Source organism: Butyricimonas sp. BSD2780061689_150309_C8 (genome assembly GCF_015560935.1).
In the GTDB taxonomy this organism is placed as follows: Bacteria; Bacteroidota; Bacteroidia; order Bacteroidales; family Marinifilaceae; genus Butyricimonas; species Butyricimonas paravirosa.
Genome location: NZ_JADMSV010000012.1, coordinates 70,119 through 92,436, shown reverse-complemented (window position 1 = coordinate 92,436; position 22,318 = coordinate 70,119). Strand labels below are relative to the sequence as shown.

17 protein-coding genes are annotated in these 22,318 nt (G+C 43.4%); 7 read left to right on the top strand and 10 right to left on the bottom strand.

Annotated elements, in window-relative coordinates; all coding sequences use genetic code 11:
- Positions 1–10 precede the first annotated feature (10 nt).
- The 7 genes from I2I33_RS10930 to I2I33_RS10900 all read left to right on the top strand — a co-directional run bounded on the left by I2I33_RS10930 (position 11) and on the right by I2I33_RS10900 (position 8,761).
- Positions 11–1,471, top strand: a complete 1,461-nt coding sequence (locus I2I33_RS10930) for a RagB/SusD family nutrient uptake outer membrane protein (RefSeq protein WP_087421502.1) — start codon at positions 11–13, stop codon at positions 1,469–1,471.
- A 7-nt stretch (positions 1,472–1,478) separates the two neighbouring features.
- The gene (locus I2I33_RS10925) at positions 1,479–2,222 is read left to right on the top strand and encodes a DUF4843 domain-containing protein (RefSeq protein ID WP_195666803.1); all 744 of its coding nucleotides are present in this window, start codon (positions 1,479–1,481) and stop codon (positions 2,220–2,222) included.
- Between the two features lie 35 nt (positions 2,223–2,257).
- The gene (locus tag I2I33_RS10920) at positions 2,258–3,766 is read left to right on the top strand and encodes a PKD-like family lipoprotein (RefSeq protein ID WP_087421504.1); all 1,509 of its coding nucleotides are present in this window, start codon (positions 2,258–2,260) and stop codon (positions 3,764–3,766) included.
- Between the two features lie 106 nt (positions 3,767–3,872).
- Complete coding sequence (locus I2I33_RS10915) at positions 3,873–4,985, top strand: TlpA disulfide reductase family protein (RefSeq protein WP_162613813.1); 1,113 nt, start codon at positions 3,873–3,875, stop codon at positions 4,983–4,985.
- Positions 4,986–5,014: 29 nt separating this feature from the next.
- Positions 5,015–7,117: a S46 family peptidase gene (locus tag I2I33_RS10910; RefSeq protein WP_087421506.1), complete on the top strand. Its 2,103-nt coding sequence runs from the start codon at positions 5,015–5,017 to the stop codon at positions 7,115–7,117.
- A gap of 4 nt (positions 7,118–7,121) precedes the next feature.
- On the top strand, positions 7,122–7,661 hold the full coding sequence (locus tag I2I33_RS10905) for a L,D-transpeptidase (protein WP_229128273.1): 540 nt from the start codon (positions 7,122–7,124) through the stop codon (positions 7,659–7,661).
- 8 nt (positions 7,662–7,669) lie between these two features.
- A complete protein-coding gene (locus I2I33_RS10900; protein WP_087421507.1) occupies positions 7,670–8,761 on the top strand; it encodes a TlpA disulfide reductase family protein in 1,092 nt (363 codons plus the stop codon).
- A gap of 206 nt (positions 8,762–8,967) precedes the next feature.
- On the opposite strand, the gene I2I33_RS10895 is transcribed toward I2I33_RS10900, so the two are convergent.
- The 10 genes from I2I33_RS10895 to rimP form a co-directional block, all read right to left on the bottom strand.
- Positions 8,968–10,155: a TolC family protein gene (locus tag I2I33_RS10895; RefSeq protein WP_087421508.1), complete on the bottom strand. Its 1,188-nt coding sequence runs from the start codon at positions 10,153–10,155 to the stop codon at positions 8,968–8,970.
- A gap of 18 nt (positions 10,156–10,173) precedes the next feature.
- Complete coding sequence (locus I2I33_RS10890; protein WP_087421509.1) at positions 10,174–13,278, bottom strand: efflux RND transporter permease subunit; 3,105 nt, start codon at positions 13,276–13,278, stop codon at positions 10,174–10,176.
- A 55-nt stretch (positions 13,279–13,333) separates the two neighbouring features.
- On the bottom strand, positions 13,334–14,620 hold the full coding sequence (locus I2I33_RS10885) for an efflux RND transporter periplasmic adaptor subunit (RefSeq protein ID WP_087421510.1): 1,287 nt from the start codon (positions 14,618–14,620) through the stop codon (positions 13,334–13,336).
- Positions 14,621–14,696: 76 nt separating this feature from the next.
- The gene (locus I2I33_RS10880) at positions 14,697–15,125 is read right to left on the bottom strand and encodes a DUF6769 family protein (RefSeq protein ID WP_140402595.1); all 429 of its coding nucleotides are present in this window, start codon (positions 15,123–15,125) and stop codon (positions 14,697–14,699) included.
- Positions 15,126–15,209: 84 nt separating this feature from the next.
- Positions 15,210–15,590, bottom strand: coding sequence for a methylglyoxal synthase (locus I2I33_RS10875; protein ID WP_027200415.1), 381 nt, complete (start codon positions 15,588–15,590; stop codon positions 15,210–15,212).
- Positions 15,591–15,647: 57 nt separating this feature from the next.
- The gene (locus I2I33_RS10870; protein ID WP_087421511.1) at positions 15,648–16,766 is read right to left on the bottom strand and encodes a CapA family protein; all 1,119 of its coding nucleotides are present in this window, start codon (positions 16,764–16,766) and stop codon (positions 15,648–15,650) included.
- 71 nt (positions 16,767–16,837) lie between these two features.
- Positions 16,838–17,299, bottom strand: a complete 462-nt coding sequence (locus tag I2I33_RS10865; protein WP_229128272.1) for a protein-disulfide reductase DsbD domain-containing protein — start codon at positions 17,297–17,299, stop codon at positions 16,838–16,840.
- A 101-nt stretch (positions 17,300–17,400) separates the two neighbouring features.
- A complete protein-coding gene (gene infB / locus I2I33_RS10860; protein ID WP_087421513.1) occupies positions 17,401–20,265 on the bottom strand; it encodes a translation initiation factor IF-2 in 2,865 nt (954 codons plus the stop codon).
- A 42-nt stretch (positions 20,266–20,307) separates the two neighbouring features.
- Positions 20,308–21,546, bottom strand: coding sequence for a transcription termination factor NusA (nusA, locus tag I2I33_RS10855; RefSeq protein WP_087421514.1), 1,239 nt, complete (start codon positions 21,544–21,546; stop codon positions 20,308–20,310).
- Between the two features lie 15 nt (positions 21,547–21,561).
- Positions 21,562–22,026, bottom strand: a complete 465-nt coding sequence (rimP, locus tag I2I33_RS10850) for a ribosome assembly cofactor RimP (RefSeq protein WP_087421515.1) — start codon at positions 22,024–22,026, stop codon at positions 21,562–21,564.
- Positions 22,027–22,318: the final 292 nt, after the last annotated feature.

Below are 22,318 nucleotides of genomic sequence, written 5' to 3'. Positions count from 1 at the left end.
AAACCTGAAGATGAAAAAGAGAATTATATACAGTGTGTTACTGATTCTGATCGTGTTGGCAAGTTCTTGCGAGTCATGGTTGGACGTGGAACCCCGTACGAAGGTGAAGTCTGATGATCTGTTTGAAACAGAGGCAGGTTTTAAGGATGCTTTGATCGGGGCTTATACTTTGATGAAAGCGGAGGCTCTTTACGGGCGTGAATTGACTTACGGGTTTATTGATGTTGTGACAGGGCCTTATGCCGCTTATAATAATCAGGTGTACAATGAGGTTTCACAATGGAAATATTTGACCAGTACAACCGTACGGGCGCAGATTGATGCGATGTGGAGTAAGATGTATAATATGCTGGCCAATGTGAATAATCTATTGGATAATATTGATAAGCGTCAATCTGTTTTCACGGGTGATAATTATAATATTATCAAGGGAGAAGCATTGGGATTAAGAGCGTATATCCATTTTGACTTGTTGCGTTTATTTGCATCGGCTGCCGATTTGAATAAAGAGGCAATCCCGTATGTAAAAACCTTACAAATCGAAGTGCCTCACGTGTACACGGGGAAAGAGGTGTTGGCCTTGTTGAACGAGGATATTAAAAATGCCTTGACTTGTCTGGAAAAGGACCCGATTAGGGAAGGGAAATTGAAAGATCTTTCCGGTGATGGTTTTATGAATGCCCGCCAGATGCGTATCAATTATTTTGCGGTGAAGGCATTGCAGGCTCGGGTTGCCATGTGGGGAGATGATCTGGAGACGGCCAAGGCGGCTGCCGGGGAGATTTTGGCAATAGCCGATGATATTTTTCCTTGGGTAACGACAAGTGCTATTTCCGCAACGGAAGATAAAGATAGAGATTTCACGTTCTCTACCGAACATATTTTTGCTCTTAACGTGAAGGATTTAAAAGATTTGGCTAATAAATGGTTATTGACAGACGGGAGTAGTCAACAGCTTTATTGCCAGAATTACACGATGCAACAATGGTACGAGATCGGACGGGGAAATGCTGTCGGAGGGAATGATTACCGGGTAAACTATATCATGAAACAGCAGGAGACTGGTAGCCGGGATTACGTGATTCGTAAATATTATCAACCGGATAACTATAAAGCAGATTATGCCAAGAGATTACCGATGATTCGTCGTTCCGAGATGGCATACATCATGGCCGAGTGTTTGATCGGAGAAGATGACGCAAAGGCTTTGGAGTATTTGAACGAGGTGAGACGGCATCGGGGTATCGTGTCAGATTTGACGGATGCAAGTAAATTGCGTGACGAATTGACGAAAGAGTACGCGAAAGAGTTTTTGGCGGAGGGACAGCTTTTCTACTATTGCAAGCGTAATGAGCTGACAAAATTCCCTTACGGTTACCAGACCGCAACGGAGGATAATGTTTACGTGTTGCCGAAGCCGGATGATGAAATTGAGTTTGGAGACTATTACACGACAGATGAAACAAAATAAGAGAATTATGAATTGTTATTTTAAATATATCATGCTGGTTGTAGCCTCGGTATTTGCTTTGTCTTCTTGTGAAGAAAAAGATGTAGAGGTTTACGGGAACGAGGCGTATCTGGTGTTTGAAATGCCGGGTTATGGTTTGTACAATACTCCTCGGGATTCGATGGTGTTTTCTTTTCCGGCCAAAGGTGATGAATGTGTAGAAGATACCTTGTGGTTTAAAGCTCGTATTATCGGGAAATCGGTTCCGTATGACCGGGAAATCAAGTTCGTGGTGAACGAGGAAACGACCACGGCAAAGAAAGATGAAAACTATAAACTAGACCCTGTCAGTATGCCAGCTAATAGCTACACGGTGGATGTACCTTTGGTCGTGTATCGTGCCGGTTTAAAGGATAAGAGTGTACGCTTGGAGTTGACCGTTGAACCGAATGAGTATTTTGGGGTTGGTTTTGAGAAAACGAGTAAAGCCATTTTTTTGTGGGGAGATATGTTTATCAAGCCGGATAACTGGGATTCTTCCAATTATAAGAATTGTTTCGGGGAGTTTACCGAGACCCGTTATGCTTTCATTTTGGAGGCTTGTGGCATCGTGGAATTACCGGACCCGCAGGATCTTGTGACATTAGGGTTTTATAACGCGAAGGTGCGTGAAGCTCTTTACGAATACAATAAAACACATGATGAACCTTTAGAGGATGAACTTGGATTGGTAGAATTTCAGGTTTGGACCGGAACAGGTGGTATCGGATAGGAAATATAGATGTTGATTGAATTAATTGGAAGAATATGAATAAAAATATATGGATATTGATTATGGGACTTTTCCTTTTCCAAGCTTGTTTGGATGATGAAGGAAATTATTCCTATTCGGATTTGTTACCTATCGAAATTGATTCTTCAAAAATGGCAAATTCGTATCGGATAACCCAGTTGGATTATTTGGTGGTCGACCCGGGTGTTAAACAAGGGGCGGATGATTCAAATTTATCTTACGAATGGAAGATTTTCCAAGAGTCGAATATGCCTAACACGGAAACGGGAAAGATTGTAAACGATGTGGTTGGGCAAGAAAGAAAATTGAATTATAAGGTGACAACTCCACCGGGAGAATATACGCTTAGTTTTACGGTAACGGATAAACAAAATGGCGTTTCCGAGGTGATGTCCCGTAAACTTTATGTGGAATCTTTTGCCTCGGTGGGATTGATGGTTATGCATGGTGATTCTGATTCGACGGACGTGAGTATTCTGGTAAATGATAGAATTGTTACGGATGCGGCGACAGATGGTGTAAAGCATAATATTTTCTCGATAACTAACGGTCATAGAGCAGTTGGGGCTCCGGGGATGGTTGCCTACGTGAATAATACCCATAATGTTTACGTGTACACGAAAGGAAATCAGGGGGGATTCCGGACGAGAGGAAGTGATTTGGAGATATTGGATGCGTATGCCGATATGTTCACGGAGCCGTTGGAAAGCAGTCAGATCGATTTCCAAGGATATAATTCATGGCTTTACAACGATTTGTTAGTTAACGGAGGAAAGTTGTATTTCGCCAGCCAGTCAACCACTACATTCACGAAGTTTGGTGTTCCTGTTTTCGGTATGGAGTATTATGCAGAACCGTTTATTGGGACTCAAGAACGTGGGTATTATTATGGTATTTTCTATGATCGGTTACAAAGACGTTTCTTGTATATTGATTATAGTAGAACTCCTAAAACGTTTAAAGAAGCCGGGGCTGCAGCCGCTTTCGACATGAATTTGATCGGGAAGGATATGGTATATGCAGAGCATGGATTCGAGAAAAAATGGTATTGCGTGATGCGAGATCCGGATAATTTAGCTGATCACACTATTTACGTGTGTGATTTTTCCAAATTTGACGATGGAAATCGAGGTGTCGGGAAATACAGTGCAAGCGGATGTACGGACATGAAGGATGCCAAGGCATTTGCCGTGGGAAATCGGAGTGAGTTACTTTATTACGCGACAGCGACAGAAGTAAAGCAATGTAATTATACTTCGGGTGGAACTTCAACCTTGCGTTATACCTTGCCGGATGAGTTGATTCAAGCGGGGTATGAAATTAGCATGATGTATTTGTTTAAAGTATCCGGTAAAGAGAATGAAGGCAAACTTCTTTATGTCGGAGTTTATAATTCAACGACAGGAGAAGGAAAATTGCTGGAATGTCCGATCGTGGAGACAAGTGGAGAGGTGTTAAAAGACAAGATTAAGACGTATGAGGGTTTCAAGAAGATTACTCACATGGCTTACAAGTCAAAATAGACCTAAAGTTTAGTATTCTTCAGGGGGAGCATCGGCGGTTGATGTCGGTGTATTCCCTCTGAAAATGTTCGTGTATGTAAAAACTGTATTTATAAAAGAGTCGAGTATGAAAAAGTTTGGTGGATTGATGTATCTACTTTGTATGTTAATATTAAGTGGTTGTAGTGGTGATGCGTGTAACGTGGATGGTAAAATGAGTGACTTCTCCGGAGAGACAACGGTTTATCTGTTGCGGAGAACGGGTGAGTTCACGCATGATACACTTATGCAAACCGTCATGAAAGACGGGAGTTTCCGCTTGGAGATCCCTCGTGATTTATGGGGTGAGCAATATAGTTTGAAATTTGGAGATAAGCGTTCGTCGGTTGCTTTTTTTGCTGAACAGGGAAATGTACGTATCGAAGGAAGTGGGAAAACGATTTATGATGCAAATGTAACGGGAACGCCGGCAAACGATAGTTGGGATCGATACCAGAAGTTCATGTTGAATATCGCCAAGCAACGAAATCTTTTGGGAAAAGAAATAGGTAACAGTAACGAGTCGGATAGCATTAAACGAGTAAAATACACGCAACTTTTCCAAAAGTTAGAGGGAGAGATCGAACGTTATAAAGATTCATTAGCACAAGCGGATGCAAATTCCGTGGTCCCTTTATTGCTGTATCATCAATCGTTGCAATTGTTGAAATACGATGAGATTGATCGGATATTAGCAAAATTTACCCCTCAATTAGCTGATAACAGGTATTATAAAGAATTGAAAGCACAGGCTGATGTTTTACGTAAAATATCTCCGGGAGTGATGGCTCCTGATTTTGAAGTGAAGACGGTGGATGATGGAACGATAAAACTTTCTTCTTTCCGGGGTAAATATCTTATTTTGGATTTCTGGGCATCTTGGTGTGCGCCTTGTCGGGAAGAGACGGTTTATATCAAGGATATATATAATAAATTTCATAATGCGGGATTGGAAGTGTTTTCTGTCTCCTTGGATGATAAAAAAGCAGCTTGGTTGAAAGCGATCAAGGAAGATGGCATGATCTGGAATCATGGGTGCCAGTTATTAAAAGGCGGTAAAAATACCCCGGTGGCACAACTATACGGGATTGACGGTATTCCGGCTATATGGGTGATTGATCCGGAAGGTAAAATTCTGGCTCAAGGACTTAAAGGGGAAGAATTGGTTGCATTTTGTACCGGATTATTCCAAAATAAGTGATTACTGGGTTGTTTTCTAAATGTTCGAGAATGAAAAAAATAATTATATTACTATTACTGGTATGCCCCGTGCTGACGCTGCGTGCTGATGAGGGAATGTGGCTGTTATCACGTTTGAAACAGCACAATGAGGCTCAGATGAAAAAATTGGGATTGAAAATTCCCGTGGAATATATTGTAGATAGTTTAAGCCAGGCTATTATTTCTTACAATGGAAGTGGGACAGCTTCTTTTATTTCAAAAGACGGTTTGTTGCTAACGAATTATCATTGTGCCTATGCAGCTATTCAACAGAGTAGTTCGGATGAGCATAACTATATTCGAGATGGATTTTGGGCGATGAATCAGGGGGAAGAAATTCCATTGAAGGGAGTTGATATTTCCATTAACCGGGTGATTAAAGATATTTCAGAGGAAGTGAACGCCAAGTTGGTGGGAGTAAAACCGGAACATAGTACAAGATTTGGAGTTGTTAATGGCATTGCGGAAAAATACCGGAAACAATATCCGGGAATGAAAGTGAATATTCGCAGTTACCGGGATTACACGTTGCACGTGCTGTATGTAACGCAATCATTTCAGGATGTTCGTCTCGTGGGGGCGCCCCCTTTTGCAATTGCAAAATTTGGAGGAGAGACAGATAACTGGACGTGGCCTCGTCATGGTTGTGATTTCGCTTTTCTGAGAGTGTATGTATCTAAAGACGGGAAATCAACCGGTTATCATGCCGATAATGTTCCTTATCATCCGGAAGTGTATCTGAAGGTTTCAGCAGAAGGCTATGAAAAAGGAGATTACGCTATGTCAATTGGTTATCCCGGTTTCACGGAACGGAATGCAACTTCGATGCTGATCTGGGAGAGGCAGAACGTGTTGAATCCCCCGTTAATCAAGGTTCGTACGGCCAGACAGGAAATATTGCAGAAGTTTATGCGTGAGGACGAGAGTCTGCGTATAAAATATGCAGAAAAATTTGCATCATCAGCCAATTATTGTAAGAACTCCATCGGGGTAAATCAATGGATTGAGGATCTTGATGTTTGTAAAAAAAAGGCTGAACAAGAACAAGAGTTCTTGAATTCTTGCGAGAATGATTCCGTCCGTCAGGCTTATGCTGGAATGCTTCAGACGATGGAGAAAGGAATTAGAGAAAGCGCTCGTTATCGTATTGCTCTAGGGTATTATGTGGAAGTTCGAAATGGGTGTGAAATGCTGAATTTTATTTCCGGTTTTGGGCGTTCCGTTCCCTATGTCATGAAAGAAAAAGGGGAGTCAATGAGAAATTTTGTGGTGAATGTGAAAATGCACTACAAAGATTATTCAGAGAAAGTTGATCGGGCTGTGACAAAAGCCTTGTTAAAATTGGTACGAGATGATCTGGATGCAGATTTACAACCTAATTGTTTTGCAACCTTGAAGACAGACTATAATGGAGATATAGATCGTTTTGTTGATGAAATGTATGAACAATCTGCATTTGCTAATGAAGAACGTTTATTGGCCGCATTGAAAAATCCGAATTGGAAAGTTGAAGATGACTTTGCTTATAAAATAGCAGGGCAAATGGAGAAAAAGGATAGGGAGATATTTGCTTTGGTTAGCAAAAAACTGGATGTAGTTCGAAAAGCTCAATACCAGTATAACAAAGGAAGATTGAATTTCCACCAAGAAGATTATTATCCGGATGCAGATAAGACGATCCGTCTTTCTTACGGAACGATTTGTGATTTACCTTTAGGAAACGGAACAGTGAAACCTTACCAGACACGATTAAGTGGGGTGATAGCGAAAGCGGATGCGAATGCGGGGAATCCGGATTTCGATTTGCCGGAGAAATTGAGAACACTTTGGGGTAGTAAAGATTTCGGGCGTTATGGAGAGAACGGCGATCTGCCGACTGATTTTATCATGAATGGAGATGTTACTGGGGGTAATTCAGGAAGTCCGTTATTGAATGCAAAAGGAGAATTGATCGGGTTGGTATTTGACTGCAACTGGGAGTCCATGACCCGTGATTTCAACTTTGATCAAAATCTACATCGAGTTATTTGTTTGGACGTTCGGTACCTGCTCTTTATCACGGAAAAATATGCTCACATGAATTATATTATTGCTGAAATATTAGGAAAGTAATCACATGAAATTAAAATATATTCTGGCGTGTTTATCGTTTCTCATGATCACGTCAACGGCCTTTGCGCAAAAGGCCGCTTACATTATTGTCTCTAAGGAAGAGATGAAGATGACCGTTTATGATAATGACGGGAAGGAGTTATTAAAATTTCCTATCGCTTGCGGGATGAATTTCGGGCAGAAAGTGAAAGCGGGGGATAACCGGACACCGGAAGGTGTTTTTAAAGTTGTGAGTAAGGAATCTGCGGCACATTGGACGTATGACTTCGGGAAAGGACCGGTGAAAGGGGCTTACGGGCCTCTGTTTATCCGGTTGAGTACTCCGGGATTTAAAGGTATTGGAATTCATGGTACGCATGATCCTGCAACGGTTCCCGGGCGGGAGACTCATGGATGTATCCGATTGAAAAATGATGATTTGGTGAAGTTGTCTAAATTCGTGGATAAGGGGACAGTTGTAGTTATCCTGCCTAGCCGTACGGATGTGCTGGCAACTTTGTCGAAGAAGGAGAATACTCCAGAGAAGTTATTCATGTATAAATAAATAAGCGTATGAAGGGATTATTAGGGTTATGGTTGGTGATTTGTGTCTGTGCCTGTACATCTAAAGATGTTTGCCACGTGCAGGGGCGTATAGAGGGAATAAAGAATGATGTAGAGATTGCGGTTCTACGTCAGGTTGCCGGATTTCAGTATGATACGGTGATGAATGTAACTATGCAGGGGGGACGGTTCCAGTTTGATTTGCCGGGAGAATATTACGGGGAAGCGTATGAATTACAATTTGGTAATCTGCCGGGAAGGGCTCTTTTCTTTGCGGAGAAAGGAAATGTACAGGTGCGTGGTCACGTGGATTCTCTTTTCTTCTCCCGGGCATCGGGTACTCGGGGAAATGATGAGTGGCAGAGTTATCAACGGTTTACGAAGTTATTATCGGAAAAGAGAGAGAATGTCATGTTTGCTCCTGAAATGAGAGAGGCGAGCGAGGAAGAGCAGATAGCAAGACGGAAAGTGATTATGCAAGAATACGAGGAAGAATTACTTCGTTTTCAAGATAAGTTGGCCGGAGATGGAAATTCTTTAGCAACCTTGTATAGTTACTGGAAGAGATATTTGAACATGGATGCTGACGAGATTTATTCGGTTTTAAAGAAATTCGATCAACAACTTGCTGGTAATCGTTATTATCTTGATATGAAGAATCGGGCAGAGACATTGACTCGGGTGGCTCCGGGAAGTATGGCTCCTGTTTTTACCGCTATAACTTTGGAGGGTGATACCGTATCTTTGGCCGACCTGCGGGGAAAATATGTTATTCTGGATTTTTGGGCGTCTTGGTGTATGCCATGTCGTGCCGAATCGGTTCACGTGAAGGAAATTTATCAAAAACTTCATGAAAAGGGATTGGATGTTTTGTCTGTGTCGTCGGATAAGGATGAACAGGCATGGCGGAAAGCAATAGAAGATGACGGTATGGTGTGGAATCAAGGAATCTTACGAGGTAAGAATAAAAAACACGTGTACGAGTTGTACGGTATAGTCGGAATTCCTGCCATTTGGGTGATTGACCCGGATGGAAAGATTATAGCTAAAGGGTTAAGAGGTGAAAAGTTGAAAGATTTTTGTTCTCAATTGTTTGATTAGATCAGTAAGAACGGGGTTGTCCCAAAAGTCATTTTTCAAACTCCCTCCCCCCTTCGGGGTACTCCCTCTATAAACAGAGGGAGAGCTGAAATACTTCCTGTCTTCGGGAAGAGTCACCAGCTCCTCCTCTGTTTATAGAGGAGGTGGCACGAAGTGACGGAGGAGTTTTTGATATACAAATGACTTTTTGGACAGCCCCGTAATTTTTATAGCTTGTATTGATACAATTGAGCTAATATGCTGTGATACTCTTTCTCCACGTCCAGATAGCTTTGGTGACTATCATAGATTGTCGTGAGTTCCGTGAAATAGTCAATTACGGAGAGTTGTCCGGCATTCAGGGCTTTGTTGAGTAATTCGATATTACGTTGTTGTTCCAATACTTTGGCATAATCGGCACGAGAAATCTGTAATGCCTCGGCTTGTTGGTAAAGCTGTTGAAGATTCGTTTTTAAATTCAAGCGATTGTCTTCCAATGAGGCCGTGGCAAATTCAGCTTGTGCTTTCGCTTTTTTCACCGTGTTCTTGTTCTCGAACAGGGGGATAGATACTCCTACCATAAATCCATTAGAAGCCACGTGGTCCGAGGCTGCATTACGTTTGTACCCGACATCGAATTTCGGCAAGGTAAGGGAACGACTTAATTTCACTTCCCGGTTGGCAATCTCTTGATCTCCGGTAAGGCTTTTCAAATTCGGGTCTGCCTCCATGAAGGCAGCTTGTAATTGGTCAAAATTGATGAGTTCTTCCCCCGCCGGGTAGTCCGTCGCGTCAAACGTGATCGGGTTCCCCCCGTTTAAATTGCGAAGTTGCTCTTCGGCAGCGGTTAAGGCGGCTTTGTTCAAGCGGCTTTGATTTTGAGCATTCAATAATTCCAACTGGATTTTATTTAATTCCAATTGGTTCGCGTCACCGGATTCAAACCGCTTTTTGTAGAGAGCGAACATGGTTTCTGCATTAGCTAACCGCTCGTCCAAGAGGCTCTTTTGTTTCCGCAAGTAGATGATCTCTATACAAGTCTGTTTGGCATTTAAAAGTAATTGTTGGCGATAGGCGGCGGATTGGAATCCGATCGTGTTTGCTTTTAAGTTTGCCAGTTTGTTTTTGTTGGAGTAGGTTGTTGGGAAATCCAGAGATTGTTTTACCGTCAACGTGTACTCCGAACCGGGATTGTTGCGGTTACCCCACATCTGTTCCCATTCCACCGAGGGATTGGCAAGGAACTTCCCGGTTTGGGCCTCCAACTTTTGAGCATCGGTCATTTTCGTGTTGGCTTGCAATGACTTGTTGTTGGTTTCAATGCTTTTCAGCACTTGATCGATGCTGTTTTGGGCTCTCGTGGTGAGAGTACCCAAAAGCATCCATCCGAGTATGTACAATTTATATGTTTTCATTTCTTTATTTTCAAAAGGTTACATTTCCAGGTTCTCGATCTCTTTCTGTTTGTGATTAAGTAACAGGTACATGATCGGAACGACAAAACCGTTTAATAAAGTAGAGCTTAACAATCCGCCTAGAATTACCTGAGCCATGGGGCTTTGGATTTCATTACCCGGAAGGTCACCGCCTACGGCTAACGGAATCAAGGCTAAAGCGGAAGTCAAGGCTGTCATCAAGATCGGGTTCAACCGGTCAAGTGAACCATGAACAACGCTATCATGCAAGGACATACCTTCCGAGCGCAGGTGATTGTAGTGAGACACGAGTAATATACCGTTTCGGGTAGCGATTCCGAACAGGGAGATAAACCCGATGATGGCCGGAATACTGATGATTCCCGATGTAAACCAAATGCTTAGTACTCCTCCGATAATTGCCAACGGTAAGTTCAACATGATGATACCGGATAACGGCATACTGTGGAACTCGTTGAACAATAAAAGGAAGATCAATAATATGGATATTACCGAGGTTAGGAACAACGTGCGGGATGCCGCTTGTTCGCTTTCGAATTGTCCGCCGTATTCCACGTGGTAACCTTCCGGTAGGGTGATTTGTTCCCCTACTGTTTTTTGGATGTCTTTTACCACACCGTTCAAGTCACGTCCGGCAACATTGGCCGAAACAACGATTTTCCGTTGCACGTTTTCCCGGCTGATGGTGTTCGGACCTACCAAGGGAAGGATTTCAGCCACGTAGTGAAGTGGTACTTTCTGCCCGTTGGCATCAATCATCAAATTGCCGATCTGTTCCATGTTAGCCTTGTCATCATCATGTACTTTTACGGTGAGGTCGAACACTTTACCGCCTTCGTACACTTGTGACACGACTTTACCGGAAAGAGCCACGTTAATGAATTCCGAGAATTCAGGCAGAGGGATACCGTATTTAGCGAGCATATCCCGTTTAGGTTTGATCTGTAATTGGGGACGTTCAATTTGTTGTTCCAAGGTCAAATCGGCAATTCCGTCAATTCCCTGAATGGCCTCTTTGATTTGTCCACCGATGTTATATAGTTTATTCAAGTCGTTTCCGAATAGCTTGATGGCGATATTCGCTTTTGTACCGGAAAGCATGGCATCAATACGATGAGAGATCGGCTGCCCGATTTCGATGTTCACTCCCTTTAGTTCTCCCAATCGTTGACGAACGTCAGCCAAGAATTCATCCCGGGAACGTTTATCCAGTTCGAAAGGAGCTTCCATTTCAGAAACGTTTACTCCAAGGGCGTGTTCATCCAATTCTGCACGTCCGGTTTTGCGGGCCACGGTTTGTATTTCCGGAATGTCCAGAAGAATCTCTTCTGCCATACGTCCCATATTATCAGATTCTTCCAAGGAAACTCCCGGCATGGTACTGATGTTAATCGTGAGCGATCCTTCGTTGAACGGGGGCAGGAAACTACGTCCCAATCCGGTCATGATGACAATCGTGAAGATTAACAGGGCGGCACTGGTTCCGATAACTATTTTTTTATAGCAAAGAGCCCATTCCAATGCTTTTTTATACCATACTTTTAAGGTACGGGATACAAAAGGTTCTTTTTCGTTTTGTTTCAATGCTCTTTTAGTCGTTAGCATATAGCTACATAGTACCGGGGTCAAGGTTAATGCCACAACTGTTGAGGCGAACAAGGCCACGATAAATGCGATACCTAGCGGGATCAACATACGTCCTTCCATTCCGGAAAGGAAGAATAAGGGTAAGAAACAAGCCACGATAATCAGTGTCGAGTTCAGAATCGGCATACGTACCTCGCGGGATGCCTCGAACACGACTTTCAGCGAGGAAAGTCTTTCTTCCGCGGGCTTTAATTGATTTTCTCGCAGTCGTTTGTACACGTTCTCCACGTCGACAATGGCATCATCCACGAGTGAACCGATGGCAATGGCAAGTCCTCCTAAACTCATCGTGTTGATCGTCAGGCCAAGCCCGTGAAGGGTTAGAATGGCAACCAGCAAGGATAGGGGAAGGGCAACTAGCGAAATAATCGTGGTACGCACGTTCATTAAGAAGAAGAAAAGCACGACAACCACGAAAATAGCTCCCTCGAATAGTGCTTGCTGTATGTTAGAAATAGAACTTTCGATAAAGCGGGATTGACGGAATATGTCGGAAGAGATTTTCACGTCAGACGGTAATGTCTTTTGCAGGTCCACGATGGCCTGATCCAGTTTATCGGTTAGTTCCAGCGTGTTCGTGTTCGGTTGTTTCGTGATAGTTACCAGTACGGCAGGTTTTGCTCTTTCGGAGGCAAGACCCAGTTTCGGTTCTTTCGGTCCGATTTGTACGGTTGCGATGTCTGATAATAGAACCGGAACGTTGTTCACGGTTTTTACCACACCTTTACCGATTTCTTCCACGTCATTTGTTGCCAAAAGACCTTGCACGATGTACTCGTTACCATATTCGTATAGAATACCTCCCGTGGAGTTCTGATTCATGTTATCCACGACGGTCAACACTTCATCCATGCTGATCCCGTAATGTTTCATCCGTGCGGGATCAAGAAGAATCTGGTATTCCTTGATGTCACCACCGATCACGGCTACCTGTGCAACTCCACCCGTGGATAACAAACGGGGCCGGATTGTCCAGTCGGCAATCGTCCGTAAATCCTGTAAAGAAGTACTGTCGGCAGTTAACCCGAAAATCATCATTTCTCCCAAGATGGAAGATTGCGGTCCAAGGGTGGGTTGTCCCACGTTACTCGGTAAAACATCTCCCAACGTGGATAGTTTTTCAGACACGATCTGACGGGCCGTGTAAATATTGGTACCCCAATCAAATTGTACCCAGACTACCGAGAATCCGGTTGTAGAGGATGAACGTACACTTTTCACGTCCGTGGCTCCATTGACAGCCGTTTCGATCGGGAAGGTTACCATACGCTCCACCTCTTCGGGAGCCATTCCTTGCGCCTCGGTCATAACTACCACCGTGGGCGCGTTCAAATCCGGGAATACATCCACTTCCATTTTATGCGCCGTGTAGGACCCCCATAGGAGCAAAGCTATCGACGCGATCATTACCACCAGCCGGTTATGTAATGAATATTGTATAATCTTATTCAGCATCCGCGATTAATTTTAGATTTCAACTTTTAGTTTTTATCTTCTAACTTTTAGTTTATCAGTGTTCATGGCTATGTCCGTGAGGAATTGCTCCGGATGCAGAGGCCATTTTGACTTGATAGGCTCCTTTGGTTACGACACGGTCTCCGGGGTGCAGGCCTTTGATGATCTGTACCTCTTTGCCATTATTGGCACCCAATGCCACTTCTTGTTTGCGGTAGCCTTCCTCGTCAATTTGCACGTACACGTAGTGGATTCCCATTTCGTTGGTTAACGCGGATACAGGGATGGATAACGTGTTTTCAATTGGGGCTGAAATAAGATATACTTCTACGAAGGATCCCGGGATCACTTCGCCTTTATTGTCAAATTCGAAAGATACGGGGATAAAGAATGAATTCTCGTTGGAAGTTTTTCCGAAAGAAAGCAAGCGTCCGTTCAAGTCTTCCAAGGAGTAAACTTTATTATCGTACGGAGTCTTGAAATTAGCGCTCTTTACGGATTGCATGGCATTGTAGTATCTTTGGGATACTTCGGCCCGGAGGACTAGGCGTTGGTTTTGAGAAACCGTTGCTAACGGTTGTCCAACCGTGATGTATTCTCCTTCTTTTACAAGAATGTTTTTCATGTGTCCGTTAATCGGGGCGTTTACACTGACTCCCTTTGCCGTTTTGTTATTGGATACGGCGTCATAAGCTGTTTTTGCGTTCTCGAATTCCAGTTTGGTACTTTCGAATTCTTTTTGAGATATGATTTTGTCCTTTACAAGAGCCTCGGCACGGTCATAGCTGGCTTTAGCTGCCTCGTAAGTTGCTTTTACTTTCGTGTAATAATCTCCTTCCGCAATGTCCTTTGAAGAAATCTGGAATAGGGATTGCCCTTTTTGAACCTTTGTTCCTTCCGTTAGTTTGTTGGAAGAGAAAGAAACGACGCCATTACTGGTAGCGACGATAACAGCCTCATCACCGGGAGCGGCAAGCACTTGTCCTGTTGTTTTAACTACTTGATTAAAAGAGGCGGGTTGAATTTCCCGTACTTCGAAAGTGGTTTTTGCTGCTTGTGCTTTCGGGAAAATGATCTCGTCACTGTGTTTTGTTTCTTCACTTTCGTGACTGTGACCGGCATGTTCCTCCCCGGTTTCATGTTCATGATCGTGTCCCTCATGTTCGTGATCATGTCCCTCGTGTTCATGATCGTGTCCTTCGTGGCTATGGTCATGTCCTTCATGGTCATGTCCTGCGTGAGTTTCCGTTGCGGAGTGAGTGTGTTTATCTTGTGATGATTGGTTTTTGCACCCCCATAAGGAGATCGCTAATATTGTAATAGCATAAATAATTGTTCTCATAAATAAGTGATTTAATGTTGAGAATAAAACAATAAATAATAATTGTCCGGTTCACGCCGGGCGAGTAATTCTATATTTAAGCTATTACGGTAGGAGGAGCCCTGCCGGCAGAGGTGACGCTCCACGTGATCGGGTGGAGACGTTCCCGGTAAAATATGGGTGGAACTTCTTTTGGTACTCCGAGAAGTGATAACGAGTGATCTAACCTGGCAAGGGTCAGTATGGATTGGAATGGTTGATCCGGAATGATATTCGGGCAACAATTACACTCGTCATGATGTTGTTTTACAACACTTGTCTGGAATAGTAATCTGACTTCACATTCACCCTCGGTAGGAGTTGAGTCATGTTCGTGGTTACATGCTTTTTCGATGAACGAACTGTGTTCATGTGTAGCCGTGAAACAGATTAATTTACCGTGGTGATGATGAGGCATAATGGACGACAGTAGCATAATCATGCTAGCAAAAATAAGCGGGATAATAGCTATCTGTCGTTTCCTCATGGTTTACAAACCTTTAATCGATACAAACATAGTTTTTTGTGTGCGGATTTGCAAATCTTCACACAAAGTTTAATAAAACATTAACTATTTCTGCATCTGTTTCTCGAAACCTTTCAGCATCAATTCCGCGGATGCCGGGTTCGTTGCTAATGGAACATTGTGAACGTCACATACACGCATTAACATTTGCACGTCAGGTTCGTGAGGGTGTTTCCCAAGCGGGTCACGGAAGAACAGCACCATTTGTACTTTATGTTCTGCCACTTGTGCTGCAATCTGGGCATCTCCCCCGAGTGGACCGGAAAGAAGGCGTTCAACTTTTAACCCGGCAGCCTGTGCATGTTTTCCGGTAGTCCCGGTAGCAATGATCTCTATGTTTGCCGAGTGCATGAATTCATAATGTCTGTTCAGGAAAGCAACCATATCTGCTTTTTTCCCGTCATGTGCGATTACTGCTAGTTTCATCTTCATGTTATTTTAAGGTCATACAAATATATAAATATGTAAGTGAAAACCGGAAAGCTAAAAACTAAAAGTTTTGGTTGATTTCAGTATTGTATCTGTTTTCTTGAAGAAATTCTTGCTTTTCGTCAGGTGAAAATCTTTCATAACACTGTCAGCCAAATTTTCCGGTACCACGTAATAACGCCGCCGCCCTTCCTCGTAGGGACGGTACATGTAAAATTTAATCGGCTCCATCTGATAACGTACAGGATGGTTCCGGGGTTTCGTTAAAGTCACGCGAATACATATTCCTCCTTCTGTTCCTTGTTGGGACTGGTTGGAAATAAAGTTGCCCAGAGAGAAAACTGTAACGCCTAGTGTATCTTTGTCCGAGGTATAATATTCTATCGGCTGGACCACGTGGGGATGTGAGCCGATGACCATATCAGCTCCTTGTTCATGCAACCATTTACTTAATGCCCGCTGTTCCTTGTTCGGAAAGTTATGGTATTCATACCCCCAGTGCATGAAGGCTATGATGTTGGTGACCGTGTCCCGGCGGGCCAGTTGGATGTCTTGTTTTATGGCGGTCGTGTCAATGTGCGGGACGACAAAACCTTTCGGAACGGGGAGGCCATTTGTCCCGTACGTGTAGTTGAGCAATGCTATTTTGAAACCGTCTTTTTGAAGATAGAGCGGGTGTCTCTTTTTGTAATTGAGGGTATCTGTGAATGTTCCCGTGTGTGGGATTCCTAATGAGTCCAAATAATAGATGGTATTGGTGATCCCTTTCCCGAGTTGGTCACAGCTATGGTTGTTGGCGGTAACAAAGGTTGTTACTCCCAGTTGATGAAGGTCCCGGGCAATTTGCCAGGGAGAGCAGAAGCGGGGATAACCGGAAAAGTCTTTATTTCCCAAGGTCGTTTCCAGGTTGGCGATGACGAAATCGGCATCTGCCCAATAAGGAGCGATGTACTTGAAACATTTCTGGTACTTGTAGTCTTTTTCCGATGGTTCGTGCGCGCTATATATCTGCGGAAGGTGTTGGATGATGTCCCCGCAAAACAAAAGAGTCAGCGTTTGTGACGAGTGAGGAAATTCCAGCGAGTAATCGGTTTGAACGGGTGATTTCTTCTCCTTGCAAGACGTGAACAACAGGAAGACGATACAGAACAAGAGAATTCGGTTGTAGTGCATGTATTTTTATTCTTTCTAGTTGATCAATGGGAAAGAGAGATAAAAAAAGCCGTCCGAAGACGGCCTTTTGATTATTTCGTTAATTCGAATTCAAATTCTTCTTCGGCAGGAGGGATACATTGTCCGCCAGAGCAAGACATATATTCTACGTAGCCTACTAATTTAGCTTTGTCTCCTTTCAGTTTCACCCGTTGTACGAAAGTCACGGTCCCTTCGAAATATTTCAATTCCATGTTGAAGGCCTCGCTCTTTTCAGTTTTAGGTTCTGTTGTTGCTTTAAATTCTCCTACTAATTCAATGTCTTTCGTCTCGTCTTCATCCATGTTGAAGGTTGTAGGAAGAGGTCCGTTTTCCGGTAATTTGGTATCGTACAGATGCCATCCGCTTTCAATTGTCGCTTTGCAGATGATGTCATAAACACCTTCGCTTACTTTCTTGAAAGAAATTTGCCATTTCACTGGTTTTAATACCTGTGAATTTGCAGCCCCAACCATTAAGGTTAATATTGCTGTAAGAATTAATAGTCTTTTCATGAATAAATTAAATTAGTTTTTAAAATAATTTCTCTCTAAAATTTAGTGATGCAAAGTACAAAATTATCGAGAGAAACTATGTTAGCTTATAGTTAAATTTTTTATAATGTTTTTTTCACGGCCACTTCTTCAAAGCTTTCGATGAAATCTCCTGTCTGAATATCGTTGTAATTATTGATGTTCAAACCACACTCGAATCCCTTGGAAACTTCTTTCACGTCGTCCTTGAAACGTTTCAATGATCCCAGTTCTCCGGTGAAGATCACGATACCGTCCCGAATCACGCGTACTTTTGAAGAACGGGTGATCTTTCCGTCTCTCACGATACATCCGGCAATCGTTCCCACCTTGGTAATCTTGAATGTTTCAAGCACTTCCACGGTAGAGGTGATCTCTTCCTTGAATTCCGGGGATAACATACCTTCCATGGCGGATTTGATTTCCTCGATCGCCGTGTAGATGATAGAGTAAAGTCGGATGTCGATTTCCTCTTTCTCTGCCAGCTTTCTGGCACCCATGGAGGGACGTACCTGGAATCCGATGATGATGGCGTTCGATGCGGCAGCCAACATAACATCGCCTTCGGAAATTTGTCCCACGGCTTTGTGAATCACGTTCACCTGGATTTCCGGGGTTGACAACTTGATCAAAGAGTCGGACAAAGCCTCTATAGAACCGTCCACGTCTCCTTTCACGATGATGTTCAACTCTTGGAAGTTTCCGATGGCAATACGTCTGCCGATCTCGTCCAGCGTGATATGTTTCTGGGTACGCAATCCCTGCTCGCGTTGTAACTGTTCCCGTTTGTTAGCCAAGGCACGGGCGTCTTTCTCGTTACCCATGACGTTGAATTTATCACCAGCCTGTGGAGCCCCGTTCAAACCGAGAATCAATGCCGGGCAGGATGGTCCGGCCTCTTCCATTTTACTTCCGCGTTCGTTGAACATGGCCTTCACGTGTCCGAAATATTGTCCGGCTAGTACCACGTCTCCTACGCGTAATGTCCCGCTTTGTACGAGTACGGTTGCCACGTAACCCCGTCCTTTATCCAGCGAGGACTCGATGATTGAACCGATCGCTTTCCGTTTCGGGTTAGCCTTTAACTCTAGGATTTCTGCCTCGAGTAACACTTTCTCCAGAAGTTCTTCTACATGAAGACCTTTTTTAGCGGAGATTTCCTGACATTGGTATTTACCACCCCATTCTTCTACGAGGTAGTTCATGGCAGCCAGTTCTTCCCGGATCTTGTCGGGGTTAGCTCCCGGTTTATCAATTTTGTTTATCGCGAATACAATGGGTACTCCTGCCGCACTGGCGTGATTGATTGCCTCAACAGTTTGCGGCATGACGTTATCATCGGCTGCAATAATGATGATGGCAATATCCGTTACCTGGGCACCTCTGGCACGCATGGCCGTAAACGCCTCGTGTCCCGGGGTATCTAGGAAGGTCACGGTTCTTCCGTCAGTAAGTTTCACGCTGTAAGCACCGATGTGCTGGGTGATTCCTCCTGCCTCTCCGGCAATCACGTTTGCTTTACGGATATAGTCCAGTAAAGATGTTTTACCGTGGTCAACGTGTCCCATAACGGTCACGATCGGCGGACGGGATTCCACGTGTTCTTCTTGTTCGTCTTCATCCTCGTCAATGGCCTCCTGAATATCCACGCTCACAAATTCGACATCAAATCCGAATTCTTCTGCCACGATATTAATGGTTTCTGCATCCAGACGTTGGTTGATGGACACGAACAAGCCCAAGGACATACAAGTTGAGATAATATCTGCCACGGAAATATCCATCATGGTTGCTAACTCGCTAACCGTAACGAATTCCGTGAGTTTAAGGATACTCTTTTCCAACTCTGCCTGCTCCATTTCGGCCTGCATCTTCTGGTGTACGGCATCTCGCTTGTCTCTCCGGTGCTTGGAACTCTTGGTTTTTCCCTTGTTCCCCAAACGGGCAAACGTGTCTTTGATTTGCTTTTGTACGTCTTCTTCAGAAATTTCAGCCTTGCTGGCTTTCTTTTTCTTTATCTTCTTTATTTTTTTCTTGCTTTCTTCCTGTTTGGCGGTTTTAGAAGCTTCAATATTGATTTTCTCGTCTTTTTTCAGAATACGTTTTCTCTTTTTACGAGTTTCCGATTCATCTGAATCTTCTTCACCTTCGTTTATCACAACATTTTTCTTGATCACGATGTCATCCGTACTCTTGGGAGGAACCAAAGATTTTTTCTTGAGTTCTCGTTTGTCCCTTTCTCTTTCTTGTTTACTCTTCTTCGGGGGCCGAGTACGCTGGTTGATTGCGTCCAGATCGATTGTCCCGACAACCTTCACGTCTTTAATTGCCGGGGTCGGTGATTTGTAGCTCACTTCCCTGTCGGTTCTGTTGGAATGATCTTCAGACGGGGCTTTTTCCTCCTGACGGGTTTCAACTTTCGGTTGCTTGATGATCGTTTTCGGAGTTCTGGCAACAGGAGCTTGAGCTTCTTCCCGTTCTTGCTTTTGTGCAACTACGGGAGTTTCTTTTACCTGAGGTTCTGCCGGTTTTTCTTCTTTCTTTTCCTCGATCTTCACCTCTTTTACCTCCTCAACCTTCTCTTCCGGTTTTTGTTGTTTATTCAGTCTGTTCAGGTCGATGTGATCCACGACCTTAATTTTATTTTCCAGTTTAATCTCGTCCTTTATAGATATAAATTCCGGAGCGTGTTCCTCCGTACCATTGTTCATGTTATCAATGGTAACCGTTTCTTTTTTTAACCGTGTATTTTTTAAATCTACCCGATTGGATTCTTTTTTAGCCTCGCTATCGGTAGAAAACTCTTTCGCTACTAAAGAGTACTGGTCATCTGTTAATTTTGCGTTTGGATCAGATGAAATCTTAATCCCCTTTTCCTGCAGGTAATCCACTATCGTGGACAAACCTACGTTAAATTCTCTAGCAACTTTACTTAGTCTAACTGCCATATTAAGATTTTATTTTACAAGCATTATAACCTTGAGCGTTCCTTATTCAAATTCGGCTCTTAATATTTTGAGAACATCCCTGATGGTCTCTATCTCAAGATCAGTCCTGCTCTCTAATTCTGATTCACTTAACTCTAACACGCTCTTTGCCGTGTCACAACCCACGCGTTGCAGTTCCTCGATTACCCATGGTTCGATCTCGTCGGAGAATTCTTCCAGGTTAACGTCTTCTTCCTCTGCGGTTTCAAGTTCACGATAAACATCGATCTCGTAGCCCGTGAGTTGGCTGGCCAGTTTGATGTTCAAACCGCCTTTACCGATAGCCAGGGAAACTTCCTCCGGGTTCAGGTAAACGTTCGCTCTCTTGTTTTCCTCGTCCATTTCGATCTTGTTGATCTTGGCCGGGTTCAACGCACGGGTGATGTATAGTTGGATGTTGTTCGTATAGTTAATCACGTCGATATTTTCGTTTCTCAGTTCCCGGACGATGCCATGTATACGTGAACCTTTCATTCCGACGCAAGCTCCTACCGGGTCGATACGGTCATCGTATGATTCAACGGCCACTTTGGCGCGTTCTCCCGGAACACGTACCACGTTTTTGATCGTGATCAAACCATCAAATATTTCCGGTACCTCGTTCTCGAACAATCTTTCAAGGAATACGGGTGATGTACGGGAAAGGATGATGTACGGGGAGGCGTTTTTCATCTCCACGCGAATAACGACTGCACGGATGGTATCTCCTTTCTTGAAGAAATCACTGGGGATTTGCTCCTGTTTCGGAAGGATCAGCTCGTTGCCCTCGTCATCCAGAACTAAAATCTCTTTTTTCCATACCTGATAAACCTCTCCGGTCACGATCTGGCCCACTTTCTCTTTATATTTGGTGAAGATGTGGTCTTTTTCCAGTTCAAGAATCCGGGCTGAAAGGTTTTGTCTTAAAGCCAGCACGGAACGGCGTCCGAAATCTTTGAATTTCACCTCGTCGGTCACCTCTTCTCCCACCTCGTAGTCGGCATCGATTCTCTTTGCCTCCGTTAGCGAAATTTGGGTATTCGGGTTTTCGAAGGCATCGTCTTCCACCACGATGCGGTTTCTCCAGATTTCCAAGTCACCCTTGTCGATATTTATAATGATGTCAAAATTCTCGTCCGTCCCGTAACGCTTGATAAGCATGTTTCTGAAAATATCTTCCAATACTCTCATCAAGGTTGCCCTGTCAATATTTTTAAGCTCTTTAAATTCCGCGAATGAATCTATCAAATTAATGGCTTCCATTTTTATTTTATGTATTTAGAAAACAACAATATCTTTAACCTCCTTTATGTCTGTAAAATGAATCTCTTTCTCCACTTTGACAATGCTTTTCTTCTTCTTTCCTTCCACGGCCACTTTTTCTTCACATTCGATCACGATTCCCGTGTTGGAATGGGATTTTAATATTCCCTGTAATTTCCCCCCGTTTTGCAGTTTCACCTCCACTTGGTTACCCAGGTTTTTCTCGTATTGCTGGGTTACTTTGAAGGGATAACCGATTCCGGCACTCGAAACGGTTAACTCGAAATCCTCGGTATCTCGATCTAGTTTTGCGTCCAATTGTTTGCTGAGGGTCACGCAGGAATCCACGTTAATACCCTTCAGGGAGTCGATGTAGACCTCGATCGAGTTGTCCGGAGATACTTTCAAGTCCACCAGAAACAAATCTGTCCCCTGCAGTATTGTTTCGATAATGTCTTTTATTTCCTCTGTACTTTTCATTCTACTCTTTAATCTAAGATAACAGAAGAGGGGACTAATCGCCCCCTCGTTTGTTAATAACCGAGTGCAAAGATACAATTAATTATTTTTAATCCAAAGAGTTCCAGTGGAAAATAGGTGATGGCGGAATATTTTTTTTCGGTGCGAACGTTTCCGGGAAAGGGGTTTCATAGCAATGGAAATCGTGTTGGAGACAAGCCTTTAGGCCTTGATATGTATGGTTTTAAATATTGGTATTGAAACATATTTGTCACATTTTCTATATAGTTCCAAATAAAATTTGTAAGTTTGC